Source organism: Synechococcus sp. CC9902 (assembly GCF_000012505.1).
Lineage (GTDB): Bacteria > Cyanobacteriota > Cyanobacteriia > PCC-6307 > Cyanobiaceae > Parasynechococcus.
On record NC_007513.1, the window covers coordinates 1,292,062 to 1,310,916 of the forward strand.

The window sequence follows — 18,855 nt, forward strand, 5'->3', positions numbered from 1 at the left end:
CTAAACCCCAGGCTCAACATTCTGGGCAGCCGAACGAAGCTTGCGGCGAAATGCAGCATCAGCATGGCGATCCGTGCACACCCGCAGCAACACCGGACCTTGCTGAGCCAAGGCCCAGGAGAGCGCTTCAGGCAGATCGTCGATCACCGCGATGGAGCGACCTGGTACACCATGGGCCGCCGCCAGGGCGATCGGATTCACCCGCTGGGGCATGGCAAACAACGCATCAAACCGCTTCGGTGAAGCTTGTTCAATCGGGAGTTGCTGGAAGATGCCACCGCCACCGTTATCGATTAGCAGCACCACCAGTGGCGGGCCATCCGATTGGCCGTGTAGCCAACCATTGCTGTCGTGAAGCAGGGCTAAATCGCCCGTCACTAGCAGCATCGGACCCGTTTCGAGGGCGAGTCCCATGGCCAACGACAAGGTGCCATCGATGCCGGAGGCCCCGCGAAAGCTGAAACAACGGCGGTCGCTGCCGGATCGGCCGCTCCAGGTGAGCCAATCGCGCACGGGAGAACTGGCGGAAAGCATCACCGGAAGGCCAGGCGGCAACAGGTCTGCCAGTTGAAACGCCAAGGCGGGTTCAGAAACCGGACCCTCGGACACCAACTGTTCTTCCAGCCAAAGTCCCAACGCCTGGTCGCGCCGCAACCAAGCCGAATGGTCTGCCGATAGTGGCCGCGAAGCTTGATCCAACGGCTGCGCACAACACCACGCCGCGAGTCCACCGCTCCACTGCGTAGCCAACCCCAAGGGATCCATGTAGCGCGGCTCACCCTCTGTGATCAGCACTTGATCGCCTGCGTTGCGCTTGAGCCAGACCTCTAAACGTCGGCTCGCGGGCAACGGTCCCAGCCGCAACACCTGCAAGGGCTCAGGGCTGATGAGCTGCTCGAGTTGTAGGTCCCAATGGTGCAATCGTCCTGGCAGCTCGACGGGCAGAGCAGACAAGGGATCGGCCAAAAGAGGCCATCCACTGCACACCAACCAAGAGCGAACGGCCTGCTGATGGGCGGACAGATCCTGGGCCAGACCACGCCATGGGCCAGCAATGACGACACCCGGCCGCGATGGATCCAATCGGGGGACATCGCGATTGGATTGGATCGTCGACGGCTGGAGGGGAAAAAGCGATGCTTCGTCGCTGGCTAAGACGGCATCCAGCAGGGGCTGGTGCTCCTGAAGCGGAGCATGGATCGGTTCCTCCACGGGAAGATTGAGATGCACGGGGCCCGCTGCCGCTTGATCAGCCCCGTGGGCCTGGCTCCAGGCCAGAGCCGCGAGCTCAAGCACGGCATGGGAGGCCATGGCATGCAACCCCTCAGGGGCACCATTGCCACACCAGCGACAGGCGGGACGCAAAAAATCCTCCTGATTCACCGTTTGATTGGCGCCACACGCCTTGAGTCGGATCGGACGATCGGCGGTGATGACGAGCAACGGCTGACAAGACCGATCGGCTTCAATCACAGCGGGAAGCAGATTGGCGACCGCCGTTCCCGAGGTGGTCACCACTGCCACGGCAGAGCCACCAGCGGTGGCCAAACCCAATGCCAGAAACGCCGCCGACCGTTCATCAATGGCAGTGTTGAGCTGGAGCTGCCCGGACGACGCCAGCAAACCTGCTGCTGTCGCTAACGATCCAGAACGACTCCCAGGACAGAGCACCAAACGGCGCAAACCAAGCTCGATCAATCCCTGCAACAGGGTTAGAGAGGCATGGAGGTTGTCGCGGGCAATCGACAGGGGAACAGGCCAAGCTTGTGTGATCTTCGGTCAACGATGACCAATCCCACGCCTCCTTCCAACACTGATCAGAACAAAGGCTTCTGGCGCAGCTTGATTCTCTGGGCCGTGCTTGCCCTGTTGTTGCGGTGGTATGTGCTCGAACCGCGCTGGATTCCATCCGGATCGATGTTGCCCACGCTGCAGTTGCAAGATCGAATCCTGGTGGAGAAAGTGCGTCCACGCGTTCAGCGGATTCAACACAGACACCTGCATCGCAATGATGTGGTGGTGTTCGAACCGCCCGAGGCCTTGATTGCTTCGGGCTACGACGCCAATGCGGCTTTGATCAAGCGCTTGGTAGGCCTCCCCGGAGATGTCGTGGCCGTTGAGGGGGGCGTGCTGATCCGCAATGGAGAGCCCGTCAATGAACCCTGGCTGTCGGAAAACATGGATTACGCCATGGCAGCCATCACCGTCCCTGAAGATCAGCTCTGGGTCATGGGCGACAACCGAAATGCCAGCCTTGATTCCCATCTGTGGGGAACGCTGCCGGAACAGAACGTGATCGGCACCGCGATTTGGCGGTACTGGCCACTTAGACGGTTCGGTCCGATACGGTTCTCCGCCACCTCAGATCGCGGTTGAAACCAAGGGCTTGGGTTAGTGTCTGGGCACGGATGCAGAGCACACGGGATGTTTAACCCCGAGTTCCTGGCCACAGACAACAGTGACGGACAAGCGGGAAACAGCCTGATTCAGTACCTGCAGGATCAGTCCCCCGACACACTTCAACGTGTCGCCAAATCAGCCAGCAACGATATTCAAGACATCATTCGGCACAACGTTCAAGGATTGCTGGGTGTGTTGCCTGGAGAGCACTTTGAAGTGAAGGTGACGGCCAATCGCGACAACCTCGCGAACATGCTGGCCTCCGCAATGATGACAGGGTATTTCTTGCGTCAAATGGAGCAGCGCAAGGAGTTGGAAGAAACCCTGTTTGCTGATGAGCAAATGGCAGTCGACGACGACGAACTCAATCTTTGATGGTTTGCCTTCTTTAAGGGCAACCACTTTCAGATCTCGTTTGAACCTGGGAGCGCTTGGGCAAGAACGGTTGTAAGGGCAGTATCAACGCTCAAAACTCGAGTGCCGAGATTGACGCGTTGGGCGACTGTTTTTTCCGCCAATTGGATTTCAAACGGAACAAAACCACCCTCGGGCCCGATCATCACCACAGCAGGGGTTGATGAGCAATCCGATAAGGCGACTGGGGCTTCCATATCGGCAATCCAACAGGGGCGTCCAGCGCAAATCTGCGTTAGCCGATCTTCCATAAACGGTCGAAATCGGGGGCACAAATGAACACGCGGAGCGATGGTATCCCGCGACCGTTCCATACCAGCGACCAAGGCTTGATCAATTGCATCGGCTTTCAATAATGGACTCTGCCAATAACTTTTTTCTACCCTGGCGCTGTTGATTAAGTAGAGATTCTGAACACCAAATTCCGCAATAGAACGAAAAATTCGACGCAGCATTTTGGGCCGAGGCAGGGCTAAAACAAGATCAAAACGATGGCGCGGCGGAGAAGGATCGTGAAGGTCAACGGTTAAGTGCACCACACCATTCTGGATCGACGTCACCTCGCCTTGGCCTTGCAGGCCATCTCTCAAACCAACCCGCAGTTGGTCACCAACAGTTGATTTCAAAACATCGCAAATATGGATGGCACGTTCATCACAAAGCAACACTGAATGATCATCCAGCCAGTGATCCTTTGGTGAGAGCAGGATGATATTCATCAGATCATGGAACCACGCAAGCGAGCTCTAGATCTGCTTTGGAACAACCCCTAAATCAAGGAGTTGTTGATCGATCGAACCCAGAAATTCCCAACTACCGGTGCTGGGAGCCCAATCGCGTTGGGTTAATTGGCCGCGTAGTTCTTGGATGCGCTCAGGGGTGAAACTGAGCGGAGCGCTGTAGTGGGCGGGTACCAGCCAACGCAGTTCAGAACGTTGCGACAGTTGATCCAACCAAGCCAAAAGCGTGGCCCGAGCCCGCGGCAACACCAATCGCTCGAGCACCGGCGCCACCTGAAGGTGGGGTTCCTGCTCCCCCATCAACGCGTTGGCAGCCGAACGCCAATCGGGCTCCCATTGGAACGGATACAGGCCGAAATGGGTGCGGGCGGAACGCAAGCCAGGCTTCATCGCATGGCGTAAAACATTCGCAATCGAGGGAACCACCAAGGGTTCGGGCCTCAAATAGGAGGCAAACAACACCAATCGAGCCCAGCCCCGGCGACGGGCCTCCGGGCTGTCGGCCAAGGGTTCATCGCCCCGCTCGCGGGAATGAAACAACAAGGGGGTTGGATCTCGATCGAAAATGGCGGGTGGGTTGGCCGCGATGCCAACCAATGCATCCGTCACCACCAGGGCAGCGGACGGGCGGTGCAAACAACTGATCTCCTGAAAGCGACCCACGCCGAGGTCCAGTGGTCCCAGCGAAATCCAATCGCAAACGTCGGGGTGGGGAACACCATCATCGAGAAGCACTCGAGTTCGTCCCGCAGGAATGCCAAGCCAACTCAGCGGAAGTTGCACCGGAAAACTCCACTGCCCGGGGCACACCCAAAGCTCGGCCTTTGGGAACGCACGCGCCAGCGCCGGCAACGGCAATTTGTGCTCCAAACCAGAAGCGGTGGGCAGCACAATCGTGCAGACGAGACCATGCTCGACTTCGAGCTCTCTGATGGCGGCGCATAACTCCGCCGTGGGGGGCAAAGGGTTGATCAACATCAATCCGCCTGGCACCTTCACCACGGTGAGTCGGATCGGCACAGCCACGTAATAAACGCCCTGGAGCTGCTCAAAGCTCCACACCTGGCCTGGGATCAGCTCTTCAACATGGGTGGCTCGCTTGCCGTAGGGATACAGCGGCAGCAGCGGCCACCAAGGCCAGCGCTGATCTGCCCTTGTCAATGAACCGGGTTGAGGCACAGACACCCTCGGATCTCTCCAATTCTCCCGCAGGCTCCAAACCATCCGACTGGGCCATGCCCCTGACCATGGAGACAGGCTTGGTTCACCAGCGACACCCATATCAACGTCATCAGATGAAAATCACATTTGTCGATCAAAAAGCGCCACCTCGGCGGTCAGACCAGGGCCAAAGGCCAGTGCGAGACATGGTCCAGCAGTCGAGCGCCGACGCAACCGCTCAAGGATGAACAGGATTGTTGCCGACGACATGTTGCCGTGATCTTGGAGAACGGCTCTGGAATCGAGCAGTCGGTTCGGCTCCAGCGACAGAACCTCGGAACAGGTCGAAAGAATCCTGGGGCCACCGGGATGCACGGCCCAGGTAGTCACCGCCTCAAGCTCAATATCCACATCGTTGAGCCAATCTCGCAGCCAAGGCAACAAGGCCGCTCCAACCGTTTCAGGAACGAGGGGCGACAAGCCCATTGCAAAACCGTGATCACCAATCTCCCAGTGCATGAGATCTGCACTATTAGGAATCACCATCGAGCCACTGCGTCGCAACGCCAAAGACTGATGGACAGGGGAAGGATTGGCAGTGGCGACAACGGCAGCCGCCCCATCGGCAAACAAAGCATTCGCAACAACCTTCTCTGGGTGCCAGCCATAGGCCATATGGAGGCTGCAAAGCTCAACAGCGCAAAGCAGAACAACGGCCTTGGGATCCATCTCGGCAAAGGCGTGGGCAACACGCAACCCATTCATGGCGCCATGGCATCCCATAAAACCGACGTGTGTGCGCTGAACACTCGGCGATAGCTGGAGCTGGTCCATCAAAAACAGATCAACACCAGGCGACTGAAAACCAGTACAACTGACGGTGACGAGGTGGGTAATCGTCGCTGATGAGATATCGCCATCGCTCAGCGCTTTTTCAGCGGCCTCAAGAGCCAATCCACCGGCGTAATCATCAAAAGCCTGCATCCGTTCGGCTGTACTAGGGCTTTCTGCGCCGTAGAAACTGAGACGCTCCTGGATCGTGGCATCGTCTGCATCCTTTTCGAGGAGCACACTTCCACGGCTGAGCACCTTGGTTTTCTGATAAATCCGCGACAACAGCCTTGTCTGCTCAGGGGTTTCAGCATTGATCCGATGCGCCACTTGCACCGCGTCTGTCTGGCTCAGTCGCCGAGTTGGCACCGCCGTACCAATGCCGTGAAGGATGAGAGGCATGAATTAGGAGCTCGCCATCAGGGGGGACACCTGATTGAGACTGCTAATCACGCGCTGCGGAATGGAAGGCCATTGGCACCCGATGCTGAACAACGCATTTGTCGTGAGCGGTTGTCGTAACAACGTCGACAACACACTGCAAACACGTTGACGGCTGATCGTCAGATCCACCAACCGCCTTTGCCAGCGCCGCTCGAGATCCGCTGACCATTCCCCCTGAGCCTCCTCCACAAATGGAGCAACCGCCGCCCCAGCAGCAAGAGCCCAGGCCATGCCCTCACCGGTGAACGGCTCCACGTAACCGGTCGCGTCGCCAAGCAACAAAAAGCGATCTCCTGCGAACAAACCAGCCCGACGGGTGAGTGCAGGAGTTAATTGCCAACGAGACGACTCCAAACTTCGCGGCAAGGGGAAGCCGGCTTGACTAAGAACCTCTTCTGCCGCCCGAGTCACACCGCCAGACGACTTGACCACAGCGCGGTCGAAAGCAGCAGCCAGGTTGAGAGCACCATCCTCACGTCGAACCAATCCGACATAGCCACGCTGGCCAATGGCCATGTGAATCGCCCCAGACGCATAAGAGCCGTTGTCATCATCGATAAGGCAGCCTGCCCCAAGCCTCGATTGCGGCGTGCTCCTTGAGCTGGCCGCATGAGTTGGAGACATCACTTGGTGTTGCAGACCGGCCGCAACGAGAACGACACGGGCCCTGATTCGTTTAACGGGTGCATCACCCGGCGGCCGTAATCGCACCATTCGCCCACCGGGAGTGATCTCCTCGAGCACTGCACTGGTTTGAAAGCGCACTGATGCACCAGCAGCCTCAGCCGCGTCGACCAAAGCCTGATCGAAGCGCTCCCTCGAGAGTGCCCAACCGCCCGGCAACTCAAGGTTGAGCGACTTACCACTCCAACCAAGACGAAGTTGATCGAGGGGCACAGCACCTTGATCACGAAAGACGTTCGGGAGGCCTGAGGCTGTGAGTGCTGCTAAGGCATTGGCGTTAAAGCAGCAACCACAGACCTTCCAGCGGGGGAAGGAGCGTTTCTCAACGAGCAGAACTCTCAAGCCTCGACGTGCGCAATCAAAGGCAGCCAAGCCACCGGCAACTCCTGCCCCAATCACAATGACGTCCCAACTGTTCTGCATCTCAGTTCTGCATCTCAGTGGGGTTTCCAGCAGAGCCGATAACGCTCAGGCCAGGTCCGTTCCAAACCAAAGTCGCGCAAACCAGCCTGAGAGGCGAGGTCAAGAATCTCCGTGGGAGTAAAAGCCGCCTTCACAGATATTGGGCCATCGTGATGCACCACCCAAGATCGGCTCAGCAGTCGCGTACCCATCCAAGCCAAGGAATAACCAAGACGGCTTCGGATCAGATCGTCAACAATCACAAGTCGACGAGCCCTAGCTGCCATCCCTGTAAGGAGTCGAACCACATCGGGTGGATCGAGATGGTGAACAAAAAGTGTGCAGTACACCACGTCAAATTGTTTGGACCCAGACGCGTCAAGAGCATCGGCAACAAACACACCAACGTTGCTGTCTGACCTGGCCACATTGCGGCGGGCGATCCGCACCGCTTCAGGATTCAGATCGCAGGCTTGAACCGATATATCTAAATCGCGTTTTCGGGCGAGCGCAGCAAGTTCAATCGCCGTGTCACCTCCCCCGCAAGCCAGCTCCAGCACACTCAGCTGAGTCGATGGTGTCTCGTATGCGAGCGCCTCAACTTGACGAAAAAGCCCTGGCACGCAGCGACTGATTCCATTAATCCGACGAAGACCTTGAAGAGCGCGGTCATGCTCTGCAGGATCAAGCCCCGGCTGATCCATGACTTCGGGCCGCCGATCACGTTGCATCGAGGTCCAGCCCAACGACATATGCCATCACTCTTGTGTGAACAACCTAAGTAGAACGGCATTGAGGCCGCAGGCTTTGTCGGAGCTGCCGGCAACGTCTATTGGAGGGGGCAAAGAACCTATTGCTCGGCATTGCTGACCTGATCATTTGATTCAGCCGCAAGAATCATTTGAACAGCCATACTGAGAATGATTCCCACTCCGGCCTAGCCCTGGGGCGGAGCGCCGACTGAAGCCTTTCACGATGCAGCAGACCTGGTTGATCACGGGCCCACCTGGCTGCGGAAAAACCAATTGGATCCGCGAAACCCTGCTGAACCACGGGGGTGCCTGCGCTTATCTGCGACTCGACGGGGCGGCCCATGAAGAGTTGGGGCTGGGCCATAACGCAGGCATCGACCAAGGCTGGTTGATGGACCAGATTCCCCAGCTGGAGGATTGGTCTGGCTCAGCCCCCAGTTCATCGGTGCCTTCAGACGATCGTCTCGTGCTGATTGAGGCCCAACAGTTTTCTTCGTCAACTCAGAGCGGAGACGGACTTGATCCGCAAATCAAGCAGCAGCTGCAGCGGTTCAACCTCACGCCAGATCGAACGCTGCATTTCGGCATCGATCCAGACCTACCCAAACAGGACACGCTGGACTTCACCGAGCTCGAAGCCTGGCACCTCGCGCTTCAGGGTTGCGTCTGGGATCCGAACAGCCTCAGCAGCTTCTGGTTCGAGTTGGTGAACGGCGCCTATGGGGACGTGTATCGCGCCAAGGCCCTGATGAACATGCCGGATGGGCGCTCTTTTTTCTGCAACTGGATGGTGAGCCAATCGGGGTCTCAATTTCTTCCTTTACAGGCGGTAGCGACGCCCACCGGCAGGCCCAATGGTCTATCCCACCTCGTGATCCAGGGAAAGGGCCTGATTCCCACAGGGATCGAAAGCACAATCCAGGATTGCCTACTGAGCGACGACGTGTTGGAGCTTCAACAGGCCCCGCTGCGCGACCAACAACCCAATCTTCAACCCACTCTTTAATCCCCCTGTTTGACGATGGCCCACGCCGTGATCTCCTGCCTGCATGCCAACCTCGCGGCGTTCGAAGCCGTGCTGGACGACATCGACCAACAAGGCATCACAACCATCACATGCCTCGGCGACCTGGTTGGCTATGGCCCCCAGCCCAATGAAGTGGTGGAACTCGTGCAGCAGCGCGCCATCCCCACCTGCCAAGGCTGCTGGGATGAAGACATCATTGATGGCCTCAACGCCTGTGAATGCAGCTATCCCTCACAGTTGGCCGAACGGCGGGGCCATCAAGCCCATCACTGGACAGCGGACCGTTTAACGGACAACAACAAAGCATTCCTGGCGACATTGCCGATCACCCTGCGTAGGGACAAGTTGCTGTTCGTACACGGAAGTCCGAATAGCCAGCACGAGTATTTGCTGCCCGACATGAATGCTTTTGCCGCATTGGAGCGGGTGGAAACGGCAGGAGCTGAAACGTTGTTCTGTGGTCATACCCATCAGCCCTATGTGCGGGAACTCAGCGGTGGTTCAATCCGCGTCAGCGTGCAGCAACGCGGCAATGGGCCCGCGACTGAACAGGAGATGACACTGCCGATGCGCCGCATCGTGAATGCTGGCTCCGTCGGAGAACCCAGGCACGGCACGACCAAGGCCACCTACGTCGTCCATGACGACAACACGGGCAACGTAAGCATTCGCGAGGTGGACTATGACGTGGCCAAAACCTGCAGGGCGATTGTGGAGGCGGGATTGCCCGACGTGTTTGCCTGGCGACTGAGCCATGGATTCGAATATGCCGAGCGCGCCGAAGATGCCAGCCACGTGTGCGAGCGATGATGGAACGCTGGGCCCTAGTGAGTGGACTGCGTGGGGATCTTGATCTCTACGAGCAGATCCAAGCCGACATAAAAAAACAGCGCGGCGCGGCACATTTATTTGTGTTGGGCGACATGATCAGTCCTGATCGCAACTGCGACGCGCTATTAACACGATTACGCCGACCCAAGCGCGGTGATCTACAGCCCAATTGCATTTATGGATGGTGGGAAGAGCAACTACTGGTCGACTACGGCTACCGCGGTGACCAAAAGGCAGAGGTTCGATCCGATCCTGACGGTGCAACCACGAAGCACCAGCTGCGTGAAGCCGTAAGCAAGGAGCACATCAACTGGCTGGCATCGCTGCAGTTCGGCTTCATCGAACTGGACTGTGGACTGATCCATGGCAGCTCAGCTGATGTTGGTGATCCGTTGAAAGAAACCACCTCGCCCTTGATCCTTTTGGATCGACTAACACGCCTGGATGTGAACCGACTGTTCACCGCTCGCAGTGGCCAGCAATTCCGATTGCAACTCACAGGGGGCCAAATTCAGTCCAAAGTGAAAGATCCCAGAAGCGAACAACAACGCGAACAAGCAGTGCCCAAACGCAGTGTGATCGGAATCGGATCTGGAGAGAATTACACCTTGTATGACCCGGCCAGCGATCGTGTTGAATTTCTCAGCGCTGCCCTGAGATCACGACTAACGAACCTTGGCTTTGGCTGAAACCGCGCACAAGCATGCTGAACGCGATGCGACTAGGCGCAACGATCTTCTAATCGCGAAACATTCCAACCGATTGGCATCGGAATGACTTTCCGATGCGGCATCAGTAATTCGATCTCATCACAAGCTTTCGAATAGGCATAAAACCCAGACATTCGTCGCCGATCAGAGCGTCCATTTTTTGTAACGGCACGATCAACAGTGACACCCTCCGTTTCCGCATTTTCAAACGCATTTAAGAGCGGGATTTCCGTGCGAAGAACCTCAATATCAAAGCCCTCCAAGATTTCTCTAGCGATTTGAATGGATGATTTTTTCCTTGTATCGGCCTTCACGATGAGTGCTGCATAAGGGATATCGAACTTATTCAGCATGCATGCCATTTCAACAGTGAGCTCAATGGATCGGCTTTGTGCAGTCGTCGGAAGAACAATAAAGTCCGAACCCTCAACTAAATTCTTCAGCTCTTCTTCGTTGCTACTGGCCTGACCATCCGTCACCACAATATCGGCACTTCTTGTTGCTTTTGCCGCTGCCTCCATCGGAACAACTGCATAAGGAAGCAAACCTCTTGAGGCATAGGCGGTGGCTGATCGATTCCGATCCGCATCAACCAGGACAACCGACCGGCCAGCATTCGCCCAATGCGCTGCAAGGTGAATGCTGGTACAGGTTTTAGCTACGCCACCTTTTTGCCCAAAAGTTGTGACAAACACAATGAGATTTCACAGTGATAACCACTTCTACCTCATTATTTGATGCGCGCAAGAGGGCGATAAGAGAATTCAAAGGGCACGGCACATTCCCCTTGAGATTGAGACCTAGAGAATGAAAATGATGTTCACCTTGATGGCACAACTTCAAGGTGTCTACGTTCCTGGTGGGTCTTTACGACCCGTTCAGACGGTTCTCCTCATGCTCAAAACCAGTTGATTGAAAGAGAGTTAACCCACGTCATGAGAGGGCGGGCAAGACCTCTGGGGAGTGGATTCCCCAGAGGTCTTTTTTTGATCTCCTAACCCAGCAGCAATTTTGTACTCATCCCTACAAGGGTTCTTGAGCCAGTGCATAACAATTACATCGTCACCGCAGGGGTGACGGCGTCGAGCGTGGGGAGGTCTGGGGAGACCTCCCTTTTTTATGGGAAAGATCCGTTCTCCCAATGGGATGTACGGGACACCAGCGATGCATTCAATGGCTGCAATGCTGCACCACCAATCAGGTCACCCCTTTGTGTCAAAGGGAGCGAAGTGCCCCCTTGGCGAGCAGATTCAGTTGGTCTCGGTGACTGCGGCTGGCGCTGCACTCTTACCTGACATCTCTTTGAGCGAGTCAGCGGCGCAGAGGCTGGAGAGAGCGATAACAACGAGGGCAACTGTGTTGACAACGTTGAGGACAACAGGCAGATGCGTGTTGACCATGTCACGGACGTTGGACATCGGAAAAGTTCAGAGCGAACATTCCCATGGTGCAAGGTCCGTCAAGCCAAGCAGACTTAAAAGAGTGCGCAGCATTGAATCCAACTCCAAGCGTTTCAGACGACTCCTGATCAATCAGAAGGAGTCTGTTGATGAGACAGATCGATAGTTTTGGGGGCCATTGCCCTGAGATCCACGGCAAAACCTGGATTGGTACCCGTCCTTACAAAAAAGTTCAGAAGGATACATAAAAATAATTAGGTCCCTGAGGGAACGGGGATGCGTCGTACTTGGGAAGGTCTGGGGAGGCCTTCCTTTTTTATGGGCTGAGCCCTGTCGCAGCACACCAATTAGCTCGACAGCCAGGGCCACTGAATCCCAAGGGATTCGATCGGATCCATCATCAGTTTGTTAAGCGCACGGCCAAGCACCACTTGCGGTTCATCGGCTCGGATAGGGAGTACTGAGTGCTGAACAGCAGATAAGTGAGTGCCTTTCACGATCCCGCGGCGAAGCAGTGAGTTACCTGCTTCCAGCCCGCATACGTAGGCACGCTCTTGGCAAAGGCCCTTGGCTCCGTGCTCTCTCACACCCATCCGTACCCAATCTCCAGCGCAGACCACGGACGCCAAAGAGGTTTCTAGTGGAGGCCGCTGACTAAAGCTTCCTGGCGAAAAGAGAGACACCGATCTGGGGTAACGCCGCACCTCGTAGTCCACAACCACAGCTTCATGGAAGGCGGGATGCGCCATCGGCAGGAGATCCTGCATCAGGCAATCGACAACCTCCTGATCACTGAGTTCAGCGATGGCGGAGGCGTTGTAAAAGTCGCTGGCGATCACCGAACCCTGCACGGGCTGATCCCCCCAGAGCGCCTGCTCCGTTTCATGTTGCAGTTGATCCAGCATGAAGAACGTGGCTCCAGCTCCCTTCATTGCACTGAACCGCGAAAACACATTCGCGGGGTCGGCGACCGGAACGGTGCGATCCAGCCACAAACGCACCGACACCACATCGATCGCATCGAGGTTGCCGGCCCGCACCAGCTCTGGGGTGAGCGCCGCGCACTCCGGCGAGTGGGCCATCAACGCCCCCATCCCCTTGGCACCTACGGCCAACACCACGGCATCGACGTTGTCGATGACACCACGACTTCCAGTTGCTATCGATCTGGTCTCGATTGACCGCACGCTGCAGGTGTCGGTGGACATGTTGAGTCCAGTAGCCAATGTGCCGCCGATCACCTGCAGCTGATGCTCTTCCTGAAGCCGCTCACTCAGGGGAGCTAACAACTGCTCCGCAATGCTCTTGCTCTTGATCCAGCGCACATCAAACGAATCCTGATGCGCCAGCGCGTAGTAGTAGAGAAGCTCCATCGTCACGGCTGCCGACAGCTCCTCAGGCGGCTTGAACAAGCCCACCAACAGAATCGGCCGCAGAAAGTCATCAATCATGCGGTTACTGATGCGGAGCTGCTGGAACAGCGTCAGCGCACTAATACCGTCGTACTTGCGATAGACCGCATCGCTGCGATTGAGATCGAGGATTGCGTAAAGCAGGCCCGCAATACTGAGTCGATCCTGAACGGGTAGGCGCTTGAAATTATTGACCGTTGCAAAGGCCTGCCCCAAAGGACTCGGCAACGCAGCGGCATCCCCGAAGACAGGAGCCGTCGCCTCCAGCCCCTCAGGCGACCAGAACGCACTAGTCGTGAACTCGGTGAACACGTTGCTGAGACCCAACTCAGCAGTGAGCGCATTGATATTGGGATAGTCCTTCCAAAAGCCCCGAGTACCGGCCTCAAACGGCTTGCCGCTCGCGGTCGTGACGGGCTCGCTGCCGGTTGGATCAGGCATCCCATCGATCAAGGTGACGCGAACACCGGATTCACAAAGAGCTTTTGCCGCACCCCAACCTGCCCAGCCAGCCCCGATAACCACCACGTGGGATTGCCCGCTGCCGAAACCAACTCGATCGGCCATGGAGCTGTGTTGCATCAGCCCAAGCTAAGGACATTGATCAATGGTTTGATACTTAAAACCAACCAGTTAGCAATCGCTTTGGGCGCCATGACGATCGCGAAGCAACGACCGCTCAGCCTCTTAATCAACCCGTACACAGCAATCATGGTTGCTCTGATGGTTGCCCCAGCAATGTCATCACCAGCTCAGGCCCATGGCAAAGGGATCTACGCAAGTGAAGCTGAAGCACTCACGCAAGCTGAAAAAATTGGTTGCACTGAGGCTCACCAAAACAAAGGCCGCTGGATGCCCTGTGCCAATGAACGTGAACTGCATCAACAGATGAGACGCCAATGAAAGGTCGATCCACATCCACCCAACGCCGAGCCAGGCGCCTCCACCGATGGGTGGTTCCTCTAGCCGCCGCCCCCTTGCTGATCACGGCAGCGACAGGATCGCTGTACAGCCTTCTGCTCGAACAAAATATCGACGCCTTTTGGTTACTCAGAATTCATACCGGACAATTCGGATGGTTCAACCTTCAGCCCTTTTACCCAATCGTGTTAGGGATTCTCACAATCCTGGTGAGCATCTCAGGCCTTGCCTTACTCCTGAGACCAAACACCTAAGCCTGCAATTCTGAACAAAAAAATCATTAGACCAGAAGCCAAGTTCAAAATAAACAACTCATCAAGATTGAGCACAGCCTGCAAAAATAAATCAGGCTTCCTACAAACATCGGCCTCATCTTTCGTATTTAAATCCCAACAGCATGAGCATGGAGACAGTCACCGCCCGGAGCCTGCATCAATGCGAGTTTGAACAGTTTGGCACTGCGATTTTGCCGATTGACGATATGACACCCCACAGCAGCTGTGATGCCGAACTGAAGTTCAACGGTGACAATTTGCGCTACTACGTGATGCGTCTTCGTCGACGCGCGGCAGTACTCGGGAGCATGACTCGACACAGCCAGGCAACCCAATGCTTGGGATCTGCGGATGCCCAACCATGGTGGCTAGCCGTAGCTGCAGCAAAGCTTCGATCCGAACAGCTCGACGACAGCACCGTGAAATTGGTGAGAGTCGAACCCGGTGAGGCCGTGAAACTGCATCAAGGCACTTGGCACGCGGGTCCATACTTTGTCGCTCCAACTGCCCTATTTTTCAACCTTGAATTAAGCGACACTAATCTCATAGACCACAATTCTCAACCTCTCAAAAAGAAACTCAAATTGAATCTCAGCAGCGATTGAGTCGATCAAACAAATGAGAACGAAGGACATCCGAATCAATCTTATTAGCTAGGCTGCAAATCATTTTCAAACTCAAGATACAACGCACGAGCATCCTTTGGCCGTTTTTCGTCCACTAGTAATTCGAGGCGGTCTTTCCACCAAAACCCGATCTGCTCATCACGCTCAGCCTCAGGGACCTCACCAAATGGAATCGTCATGGGCAATTTTTGCGATGAATCGATATTAGAAAAAAGAGGCAGTCGCTGTGGAGAGCCTCATTGCGATTCAGTAGTAATCACTACAAGGTTCGCGACAATTAGAGCCCGTTGTGATCGACATTAGCTTCAACTCCAAAGCGCTGCAATGGATCTGGTTCACCGAGGGAAATCGCACGAGCTCTTTGATAAAACATCGTTTCTGTCAAACCAGCAGCCTCCAACTGTGCTGCAACACGAATCCAATTGTTGATTTCTGATTGATGCATCTCAATCCCAGGAATTCAATGAATAAATGAAACCAAGAACACAACCAACCATCAGTAACACAGGCAACACTCTCTCCTGTAAATCAGCATTTCGAAAAATAGTGCCACACAAAAGTAAGCCTTGAAACAATTTCAAGGGGTAGGAAATAATGATCGATGGATTGTCAATCAAGTGATTATCGATACGGTTAGGGCAATCTTTCCATTAGCTCAGCGTGAAGGATCGACTCCTGCTGCTCCTCTTAATTGCAGCACCAGCCTTCGGCAGCCCCTCTCGCGAAGAATTCGTTGTCGAACAAGTCATGCATCAATCACAGCCAATCTCAGAGCGAACACAATCCAAACTATTGGTAAAAGCTATTTTTCAAGAGTCTTACCTCCAAGAACCAAACAATCCAGCATTCAACATCAAACATCTCGGGATTGGAGTTGCGAGTTGGTACGGGCCTGGCTTTTATGGACGCCGAACAGCCAACGGTGAAATATTTCGGAAAGGAACTTTAACGGCCGCACATCGCACTCTTCCCTTTGGAACAATTGTTCGCGTGATCAATTTAGAAAATGGAAGATCCGTTAATGTAAGAATCAATGACAGAGGCCCATTTAAATATCACCGCGTGATTGATCTCGCCCACGGTGCAGCAAGTGAATTAAACATGATGCATGCCGGCGAAATCAACGTCAGACTTGAAGTCATTGATTAAGTAATTAGGAGCCAAATAGGCGCCTTCTCACCAAAACATCCCAGAGCCCTGCAGGCACAAACGGTTGAAGCAGCACCGCCTCAGACTCACTTCCGCACAAATAGCGAGATTTCGGCTGATTGGTTTCAAGCGCCGTTGAGATGGTTCGTGCCACCAGCTGGGGGTCTGAACCCTTGCGGAAGCTCTCAGCCCATCCGGCGGCCACCCGTCGCATCATCTCTCCCCAAACAGGATCCTTCCCCCCCTGATCCATCGACTCGGCCGATGCCTGCTCGAATCCGGTGCGGATTAAACCAGGCTCCACGAGCACCACTTGAATACCAAATTGATGCAGCTCGAGACGCATGGCATCACTGATCGCTTCCACGGCGTGCTTACTGGCGCAGTACCAGCCGGCGCCGGGAGTCGCGAAACGACCAGCAATGGATGACACGTTGACGATGCGGCCACGACGGCGATCTCGCATGGCGGGCAAAACCAACTGAGTAAGGCCCATCAACCCAAACACGTTGACTTCGAACATGGATCGGGCCCGCTCCAACGCCATCGTTTCCATTGGTCCCACCTCCCCATAACCAGCGTTGTTAACCAAGGCATCCAGCCGTCCACCGGTCCTGTCGTGAATCTCTGCAGCGAGATCTTCCCGGGATTGAGCGTCAGCAACATCCAGGGGAAGAACGACAGCTCCACGACGTTGAAGCTCGTCCATCGCCCCCTGACGCCTTGCTGCAGCAAACACGTTCCAACCTTGATCCAACAGCAGATGCGCGGTGACACAACCGATGCCGCTGGACGCACCGGTGATCAAAACGGTGCGGCGGGAATCTGCCATAACGACCCTTTCAAGCGATTCACTCTGGCGCGAGAACAAGAGGTCTGACGACTCCAACTTGATTTCCCAACGCCAAACCCGAAGGATTGGCCCCTTGACGCCCCAGAAGAATTAAGCAAAGGCAAGGCCTTCAACGGAGAGTGATCCCAATCATCTCTTTAAGAATTAGCAAAATTTTGATTAGGTTTAAAACAGACACCGCTCAGCAATTGAGGTTTTTAGCAAGACACTGACGAAGTATAGAAATACAGTCTAAGACCAAATTATTCCAACCAAGTAGAACTCAAACCAAAGATTGTCGGCCAATTGAATAGATCGAATCCACACTCAGTTCGACCCATAAGAATCAAATTCAACCATCGTGCCGTTTTTAGCAATGGAAAAAACAGAAAAAGGATCGGCAGTCATCCCATCAACCTCCATCCCAGGAGAACCCATGGGCATCCCTGGAGCCGCCAGACCCTTGATCTCAGATCGCTCCCTCAGCATCCGTTGGATTGATGCCGCAGGAACATGACCCTCCACGACATAACCGGCCACACTCGCGGTGTGGCACGAGACCGCTTCTGCCGGCACTCCCATTGCTTCTTTAATACCGTCGATGTCGTCAGCGATATGGTCTTGAACCACAAATCCAGCCTCAGCCATGTGGGATTCCCATGCTTCACAACATTCGCAATAGGCTGAACGAAACACCACAACCTTCTCAGCAGTCGTGGCAGCCATTGCCGCAGCAGGACACCCAGAAGCCACCACCAAAGTTGCAATAATCCAGATCAAACATTCTCGCAATCGTGTTGTCACACAATTAGTCAAGGCTGGGAGAGACCAGGGGAAAAGCATATTTGTTTGACTCAATAAAATCAAATTAGCCATGAAATTTATTGCATCGGACTACTGAATTCCTTTCGGGGTGTTCAGGAGCAAAGGCCATAAAAGCATCCAACAAAGCCAGTCATTCGAGCTCCTCTCCGCCCATAGGTCTTGCATGAAAATTCCAGCTTTCACCATCTTCAAGCCAAAGCTCCCAAGCGAATTGTGAGCCATCCTTCAAGAACAACTTTCCGCCAAACCCCGCCGGTGATGGTTGATATAAATCTTCGATGGCCAACGCAGTTATTCCATCTCTTGTGCAGAGAGAGTCGACTGTCTTTCCCAGGCGAGACGTGAGATCAGCCTTTAAATCATCGAGCGTCATTGACTACGAGGGATCAAGGTTCTAACGCTTCAATCAAGCTTTGAAAAGCATGCCCTGATCTCCCCGACAGCGGACACATGCACCCTGTTTCTTCCAGATTCTTTTTAACGACCTGGTAACTCCCCTCGGCAGTATGGAGATAAGAACAAGGCTGTGATGCTGAACCGACTGCAAGCAGCACTGATCAGCCTGATGGCGTCGCTGCTCATCCTCTGGGGAATCCAGCCCGCTCAAGCCTGCGTTGAAGGATTGGAGTGGGGCATGCCCCTCGACCAGGTTCACGCTCATCTCGGTGAGGTCCATCAAGCCAATACAACGCATCCAGAGCGCTTCTTCGCGCGCAACGTGATGCTGGATCGGCTGCCCGTGTCGCAAGTGACATTTGATCTCACCCCAGACGCCGGCCTCCAGTCGTTGGCCTATGAATTCGCCATCGACGACATGACGGAAGTGTTAGCAGGACTTCGTGCTCGCCACGGATCTCCGCTCAGCACCAGCTCAATGGATCCAAAACAGAATGAACAAATATGGGTGTGGAACACCGGTGAAGACCTCATCACTGCTGTTAAACACGACGGCACAACACATCAACAATTTGTGATTGCTTATCGCCCAAGCCGGCTTCGACCAGAAACCCTTTAAAGAT

24 protein-coding genes are annotated in these 18,855 nt (G+C 55.0%); 10 read left to right on the forward strand and 14 right to left on the reverse strand.

From position 1 onward, the window contains the following. On the reverse strand, window positions 1-1,707 hold the full coding sequence (gene menD / locus SYNCC9902_RS06695; protein WP_011360121.1) for a 2-succinyl-5-enolpyruvyl-6-hydroxy-3-cyclohexene-1-carboxylic-acid synthase: 1,707 nt from the start codon (window positions 1,705-1,707) through the stop codon (window positions 1-3). Between the two features lie 78 nt (window positions 1,708-1,785). Here menD and lepB point away from each other — a divergent pair, with 78 nt between their 5' ends. Both lepB and SYNCC9902_RS06705 read left to right on the forward strand, forming a co-directional pair. Continuing rightward, window positions 1,786-2,376: a signal peptidase I gene (lepB, locus tag SYNCC9902_RS06700; protein ID WP_041425432.1), complete on the forward strand. Its 591-nt coding sequence runs from the start codon at window positions 1,786-1,788 to the stop codon at window positions 2,374-2,376. Window positions 2,377-2,424: 48 nt separating this feature from the next. Next, the gene (locus SYNCC9902_RS06705; protein ID WP_009789610.1) at window positions 2,425-2,775 is read left to right on the forward strand and encodes a DUF760 domain-containing protein; all 351 of its coding nucleotides are present in this window, start codon (window positions 2,425-2,427) and stop codon (window positions 2,773-2,775) included. Between the two features lie 29 nt (window positions 2,776-2,804). Here SYNCC9902_RS06705 and SYNCC9902_RS06710 read toward each other — a convergent pair whose 3' ends face one another. The 5 genes from SYNCC9902_RS06710 to SYNCC9902_RS06730 form a co-directional block, all read right to left on the reverse strand. Beyond that, the gene (locus SYNCC9902_RS06710) at window positions 2,805-3,533 is read right to left on the reverse strand and encodes a 16S rRNA (uracil(1498)-N(3))-methyltransferase (RefSeq protein ID WP_011360124.1); all 729 of its coding nucleotides are present in this window, start codon (window positions 3,531-3,533) and stop codon (window positions 2,805-2,807) included. Between the two features lie 27 nt (window positions 3,534-3,560). Beyond that, window positions 3,561-4,739 carry a DUF4336 domain-containing protein gene (locus SYNCC9902_RS06715; protein ID WP_011360125.1) on the reverse strand — a complete coding sequence of 393 codons (1,179 nt, stop codon included), beginning with the start codon at window positions 4,737-4,739 and terminating at the stop codon, window positions 3,561-3,563. 117 nt (window positions 4,740-4,856) lie between these two features. Continuing rightward, window positions 4,857-5,948, reverse strand: a complete 1,092-nt coding sequence (locus tag SYNCC9902_RS06720) for a type III polyketide synthase (protein ID WP_011360126.1) — start codon at window positions 5,946-5,948, stop codon at window positions 4,857-4,859. 3 nt (window positions 5,949-5,951) lie between these two features. Further along, window positions 5,952-7,097, reverse strand: coding sequence for an NAD(P)/FAD-dependent oxidoreductase (locus tag SYNCC9902_RS06725; protein ID WP_011360127.1), 1,146 nt, complete (start codon window positions 7,095-7,097; stop codon window positions 5,952-5,954). 14 nt (window positions 7,098-7,111) lie between these two features. Next, a complete protein-coding gene (locus tag SYNCC9902_RS06730) occupies window positions 7,112-7,828 on the reverse strand; it encodes a class I SAM-dependent methyltransferase (RefSeq protein ID WP_011360128.1) in 717 nt (238 codons plus the stop codon). Between the two features lie 223 nt (window positions 7,829-8,051). Here SYNCC9902_RS06730 and SYNCC9902_RS06735 point away from each other — a divergent pair, with 223 nt between their 5' ends. From SYNCC9902_RS06735 to SYNCC9902_RS06745, 3 genes are read left to right on the forward strand one after another with little or no spacing between them, the layout of a single operon-like run. Beyond that, window positions 8,052-8,834, forward strand: coding sequence for an ATPase (locus tag SYNCC9902_RS06735; protein ID WP_011360129.1), 783 nt, complete (start codon window positions 8,052-8,054; stop codon window positions 8,832-8,834). Window positions 8,835-8,849: 15 nt separating this feature from the next. Further along, a complete protein-coding gene (locus tag SYNCC9902_RS06740) occupies window positions 8,850-9,665 on the forward strand; it encodes a metallophosphoesterase family protein (protein WP_011360130.1) in 816 nt (271 codons plus the stop codon). Next, window positions 9,665-10,375, forward strand: coding sequence for a hypothetical protein (locus SYNCC9902_RS06745; RefSeq protein ID WP_041425436.1), 711 nt, complete (start codon window positions 9,665-9,667; stop codon window positions 10,373-10,375). The genes SYNCC9902_RS06740 and SYNCC9902_RS06745 overlap by 1 nt, the downstream gene beginning before the upstream one ends. A gap of 32 nt (window positions 10,376-10,407) precedes the next feature. On the opposite strand, the gene SYNCC9902_RS06750 is transcribed toward SYNCC9902_RS06745, so the two are convergent. The 3 genes from SYNCC9902_RS06750 to SYNCC9902_RS06760 all read right to left on the reverse strand — a co-directional run bounded on the left by SYNCC9902_RS06750 (window position 10,408) and on the right by SYNCC9902_RS06760 (window position 13,790). Next, window positions 10,408-11,091 (reverse strand): ParA family protein, encoded by a 684-nt coding sequence (locus SYNCC9902_RS06750; RefSeq protein WP_011360132.1) that lies wholly within the window; start codon window positions 11,089-11,091, stop codon window positions 10,408-10,410. Between the two features lie 555 nt (window positions 11,092-11,646). Then, window positions 11,647-11,814: a hypothetical protein gene (locus SYNCC9902_RS12705; protein ID WP_198001724.1), complete on the reverse strand. Its 168-nt coding sequence runs from the start codon at window positions 11,812-11,814 to the stop codon at window positions 11,647-11,649. A gap of 329 nt (window positions 11,815-12,143) precedes the next feature. Next, a complete protein-coding gene (locus SYNCC9902_RS06760) occupies window positions 12,144-13,790 on the reverse strand; it encodes a hydroxysqualene dehydroxylase (protein ID WP_369776097.1) in 1,647 nt (548 codons plus the stop codon). Window positions 13,791-13,862: 72 nt separating this feature from the next. Here SYNCC9902_RS06760 and SYNCC9902_RS12490 point away from each other — a divergent pair, with 72 nt between their 5' ends. From SYNCC9902_RS12490 to SYNCC9902_RS06775, 3 genes are all read left to right on the forward strand, one after another. Next, window positions 13,863-14,111 carry a DUF3721 domain-containing protein gene (locus SYNCC9902_RS12490; RefSeq protein WP_232179188.1) on the forward strand — a complete coding sequence of 83 codons (249 nt, stop codon included), beginning with the start codon at window positions 13,863-13,865 and terminating at the stop codon, window positions 14,109-14,111. Beyond that, a complete protein-coding gene (locus SYNCC9902_RS06770) occupies window positions 14,108-14,383 on the forward strand; it encodes a hypothetical protein (protein ID WP_041425040.1) in 276 nt (91 codons plus the stop codon). The genes SYNCC9902_RS12490 and SYNCC9902_RS06770 overlap by 4 nt, the downstream gene beginning before the upstream one ends. Window positions 14,384-14,526: 143 nt before the next feature. Then, window positions 14,527-15,009: an ureidoglycolate lyase gene (locus SYNCC9902_RS06775; protein WP_011360136.1), complete on the forward strand. Its 483-nt coding sequence runs from the start codon at window positions 14,527-14,529 to the stop codon at window positions 15,007-15,009. Window positions 15,010-15,053: 44 nt separating this feature from the next. On the opposite strand, the gene SYNCC9902_RS12495 is transcribed toward SYNCC9902_RS06775, so the two are convergent. Both SYNCC9902_RS12495 and SYNCC9902_RS12710 read right to left on the reverse strand, forming a co-directional pair. After that, a complete protein-coding gene (locus tag SYNCC9902_RS12495) occupies window positions 15,054-15,209 on the reverse strand; it encodes a hypothetical protein (protein ID WP_156771093.1) in 156 nt (51 codons plus the stop codon). A 98-nt stretch (window positions 15,210-15,307) separates the two neighbouring features. After that, window positions 15,308-15,475 carry a hypothetical protein gene (locus SYNCC9902_RS12710; protein ID WP_011360137.1) on the reverse strand — a complete coding sequence of 56 codons (168 nt, stop codon included), beginning with the start codon at window positions 15,473-15,475 and terminating at the stop codon, window positions 15,308-15,310. Between the two features lie 215 nt (window positions 15,476-15,690). On the opposite strand from SYNCC9902_RS12710, the gene SYNCC9902_RS06780 reads away from it, so the two are divergent. Further along, complete coding sequence (locus SYNCC9902_RS06780; RefSeq protein ID WP_011360138.1) at window positions 15,691-16,179, forward strand: septal ring lytic transglycosylase RlpA family protein; 489 nt, start codon at window positions 15,691-15,693, stop codon at window positions 16,177-16,179. A gap of 4 nt (window positions 16,180-16,183) precedes the next feature. Here SYNCC9902_RS06780 and SYNCC9902_RS06785 read toward each other — a convergent pair whose 3' ends face one another. From SYNCC9902_RS06785 to SYNCC9902_RS06795, 3 genes are all read right to left on the reverse strand, one after another. After that, window positions 16,184-17,011, reverse strand: coding sequence for an SDR family NAD(P)-dependent oxidoreductase (locus tag SYNCC9902_RS06785; protein WP_011360139.1), 828 nt, complete (start codon window positions 17,009-17,011; stop codon window positions 16,184-16,186). A 327-nt stretch (window positions 17,012-17,338) separates the two neighbouring features. Beyond that, complete coding sequence (locus SYNCC9902_RS06790; RefSeq protein WP_232179189.1) at window positions 17,339-17,827, reverse strand: DUF411 domain-containing protein; 489 nt, start codon at window positions 17,825-17,827, stop codon at window positions 17,339-17,341. 139 nt (window positions 17,828-17,966) lie between these two features. After that, complete coding sequence (locus SYNCC9902_RS06795) at window positions 17,967-18,209, reverse strand: hypothetical protein (RefSeq protein ID WP_011360141.1); 243 nt, start codon at window positions 18,207-18,209, stop codon at window positions 17,967-17,969. A 156-nt stretch (window positions 18,210-18,365) separates the two neighbouring features. On the opposite strand from SYNCC9902_RS06795, the gene SYNCC9902_RS06800 reads away from it, so the two are divergent. Next, complete coding sequence (locus SYNCC9902_RS06800; RefSeq protein ID WP_011360142.1) at window positions 18,366-18,851, forward strand: hypothetical protein; 486 nt, start codon at window positions 18,366-18,368, stop codon at window positions 18,849-18,851. Window positions 18,852-18,855: the final 4 nt, after the last annotated feature.

What these genes read in the sequence shown, in the direction of transcription:
- lepB (WP_041425432.1), top strand. Translation starts at nt 1,786, where the DNA reads ATGACCAATCCCACGCCTCCTTCCAACACTGATCAGAACAAAGGCTTC.
- SYNCC9902_RS06705 (WP_009789610.1), top strand. Translation starts at nt 2,425, where the DNA reads ATGTTTAACCCCGAGTTCCTGGCCACAGACAACAGTGACGGACAAGCG.
- SYNCC9902_RS06710 (WP_011360124.1), bottom strand. Translation starts at nt 3,533, where the DNA reads ATGAATATCATCCTGCTCTCACCAAAGGATCACTGGCTGGATGATCAT.
- SYNCC9902_RS06720 (WP_011360126.1), bottom strand. Translation starts at nt 5,948, where the DNA reads ATGCCTCTCATCCTTCACGGCATTGGTACGGCGGTGCCAACTCGGCGA.
- SYNCC9902_RS06725 (WP_011360127.1), bottom strand. Translation starts at nt 7,097, where the DNA reads ATGCAGAACAGTTGGGACGTCATTGTGATTGGGGCAGGAGTTGCCGGT.
- SYNCC9902_RS06730 (WP_011360128.1), bottom strand. Translation starts at nt 7,828, where the DNA reads ATGTCGTTGGGCTGGACCTCGATGCAACGTGATCGGCGGCCCGAAGTC.
- SYNCC9902_RS06735 (WP_011360129.1), top strand. Translation starts at nt 8,052, where the DNA reads ATGCAGCAGACCTGGTTGATCACGGGCCCACCTGGCTGCGGAAAAACC.
- SYNCC9902_RS06740 (WP_011360130.1), top strand. Translation starts at nt 8,850, where the DNA reads ATGGCCCACGCCGTGATCTCCTGCCTGCATGCCAACCTCGCGGCGTTC.
- SYNCC9902_RS06745 (WP_041425436.1), top strand. Translation starts at nt 9,665, where the DNA reads ATGGAACGCTGGGCCCTAGTGAGTGGACTGCGTGGGGATCTTGATCTC.
- SYNCC9902_RS12705 (WP_198001724.1), bottom strand. Translation starts at nt 11,814, where the DNA reads ATGTCCAACGTCCGTGACATGGTCAACACGCATCTGCCTGTTGTCCTC.
- SYNCC9902_RS06760 (WP_369776097.1), bottom strand. Translation starts at nt 13,790, where the DNA reads ATGCAACACAGCTCCATGGCCGATCGAGTTGGTTTCGGCAGCGGGCAA.
- SYNCC9902_RS12490 (WP_232179188.1), top strand. Translation starts at nt 13,863, where the DNA reads ATGACGATCGCGAAGCAACGACCGCTCAGCCTCTTAATCAACCCGTAC.
- SYNCC9902_RS06770 (WP_041425040.1), top strand. Translation starts at nt 14,108, where the DNA reads ATGAAAGGTCGATCCACATCCACCCAACGCCGAGCCAGGCGCCTCCAC.
- SYNCC9902_RS06775 (WP_011360136.1), top strand. Translation starts at nt 14,527, where the DNA reads ATGAGCATGGAGACAGTCACCGCCCGGAGCCTGCATCAATGCGAGTTT.
- SYNCC9902_RS12495 (WP_156771093.1), bottom strand. Translation starts at nt 15,209, where the DNA reads ATGACGATTCCATTTGGTGAGGTCCCTGAGGCTGAGCGTGATGAGCAG.
- SYNCC9902_RS12710 (WP_011360137.1), bottom strand. Translation starts at nt 15,475, where the DNA reads ATGCATCAATCAGAAATCAACAATTGGATTCGTGTTGCAGCACAGTTG.
- SYNCC9902_RS06785 (WP_011360139.1), bottom strand. Translation starts at nt 17,011, where the DNA reads ATGGCAGATTCCCGCCGCACCGTTTTGATCACCGGTGCGTCCAGCGGC.
- SYNCC9902_RS06795 (WP_011360141.1), bottom strand. Translation starts at nt 18,209, where the DNA reads ATGACGCTCGATGATTTAAAGGCTGATCTCACGTCTCGCCTGGGAAAG.
- SYNCC9902_RS06800 (WP_011360142.1), top strand. Translation starts at nt 18,366, where the DNA reads ATGCTGAACCGACTGCAAGCAGCACTGATCAGCCTGATGGCGTCGCTG.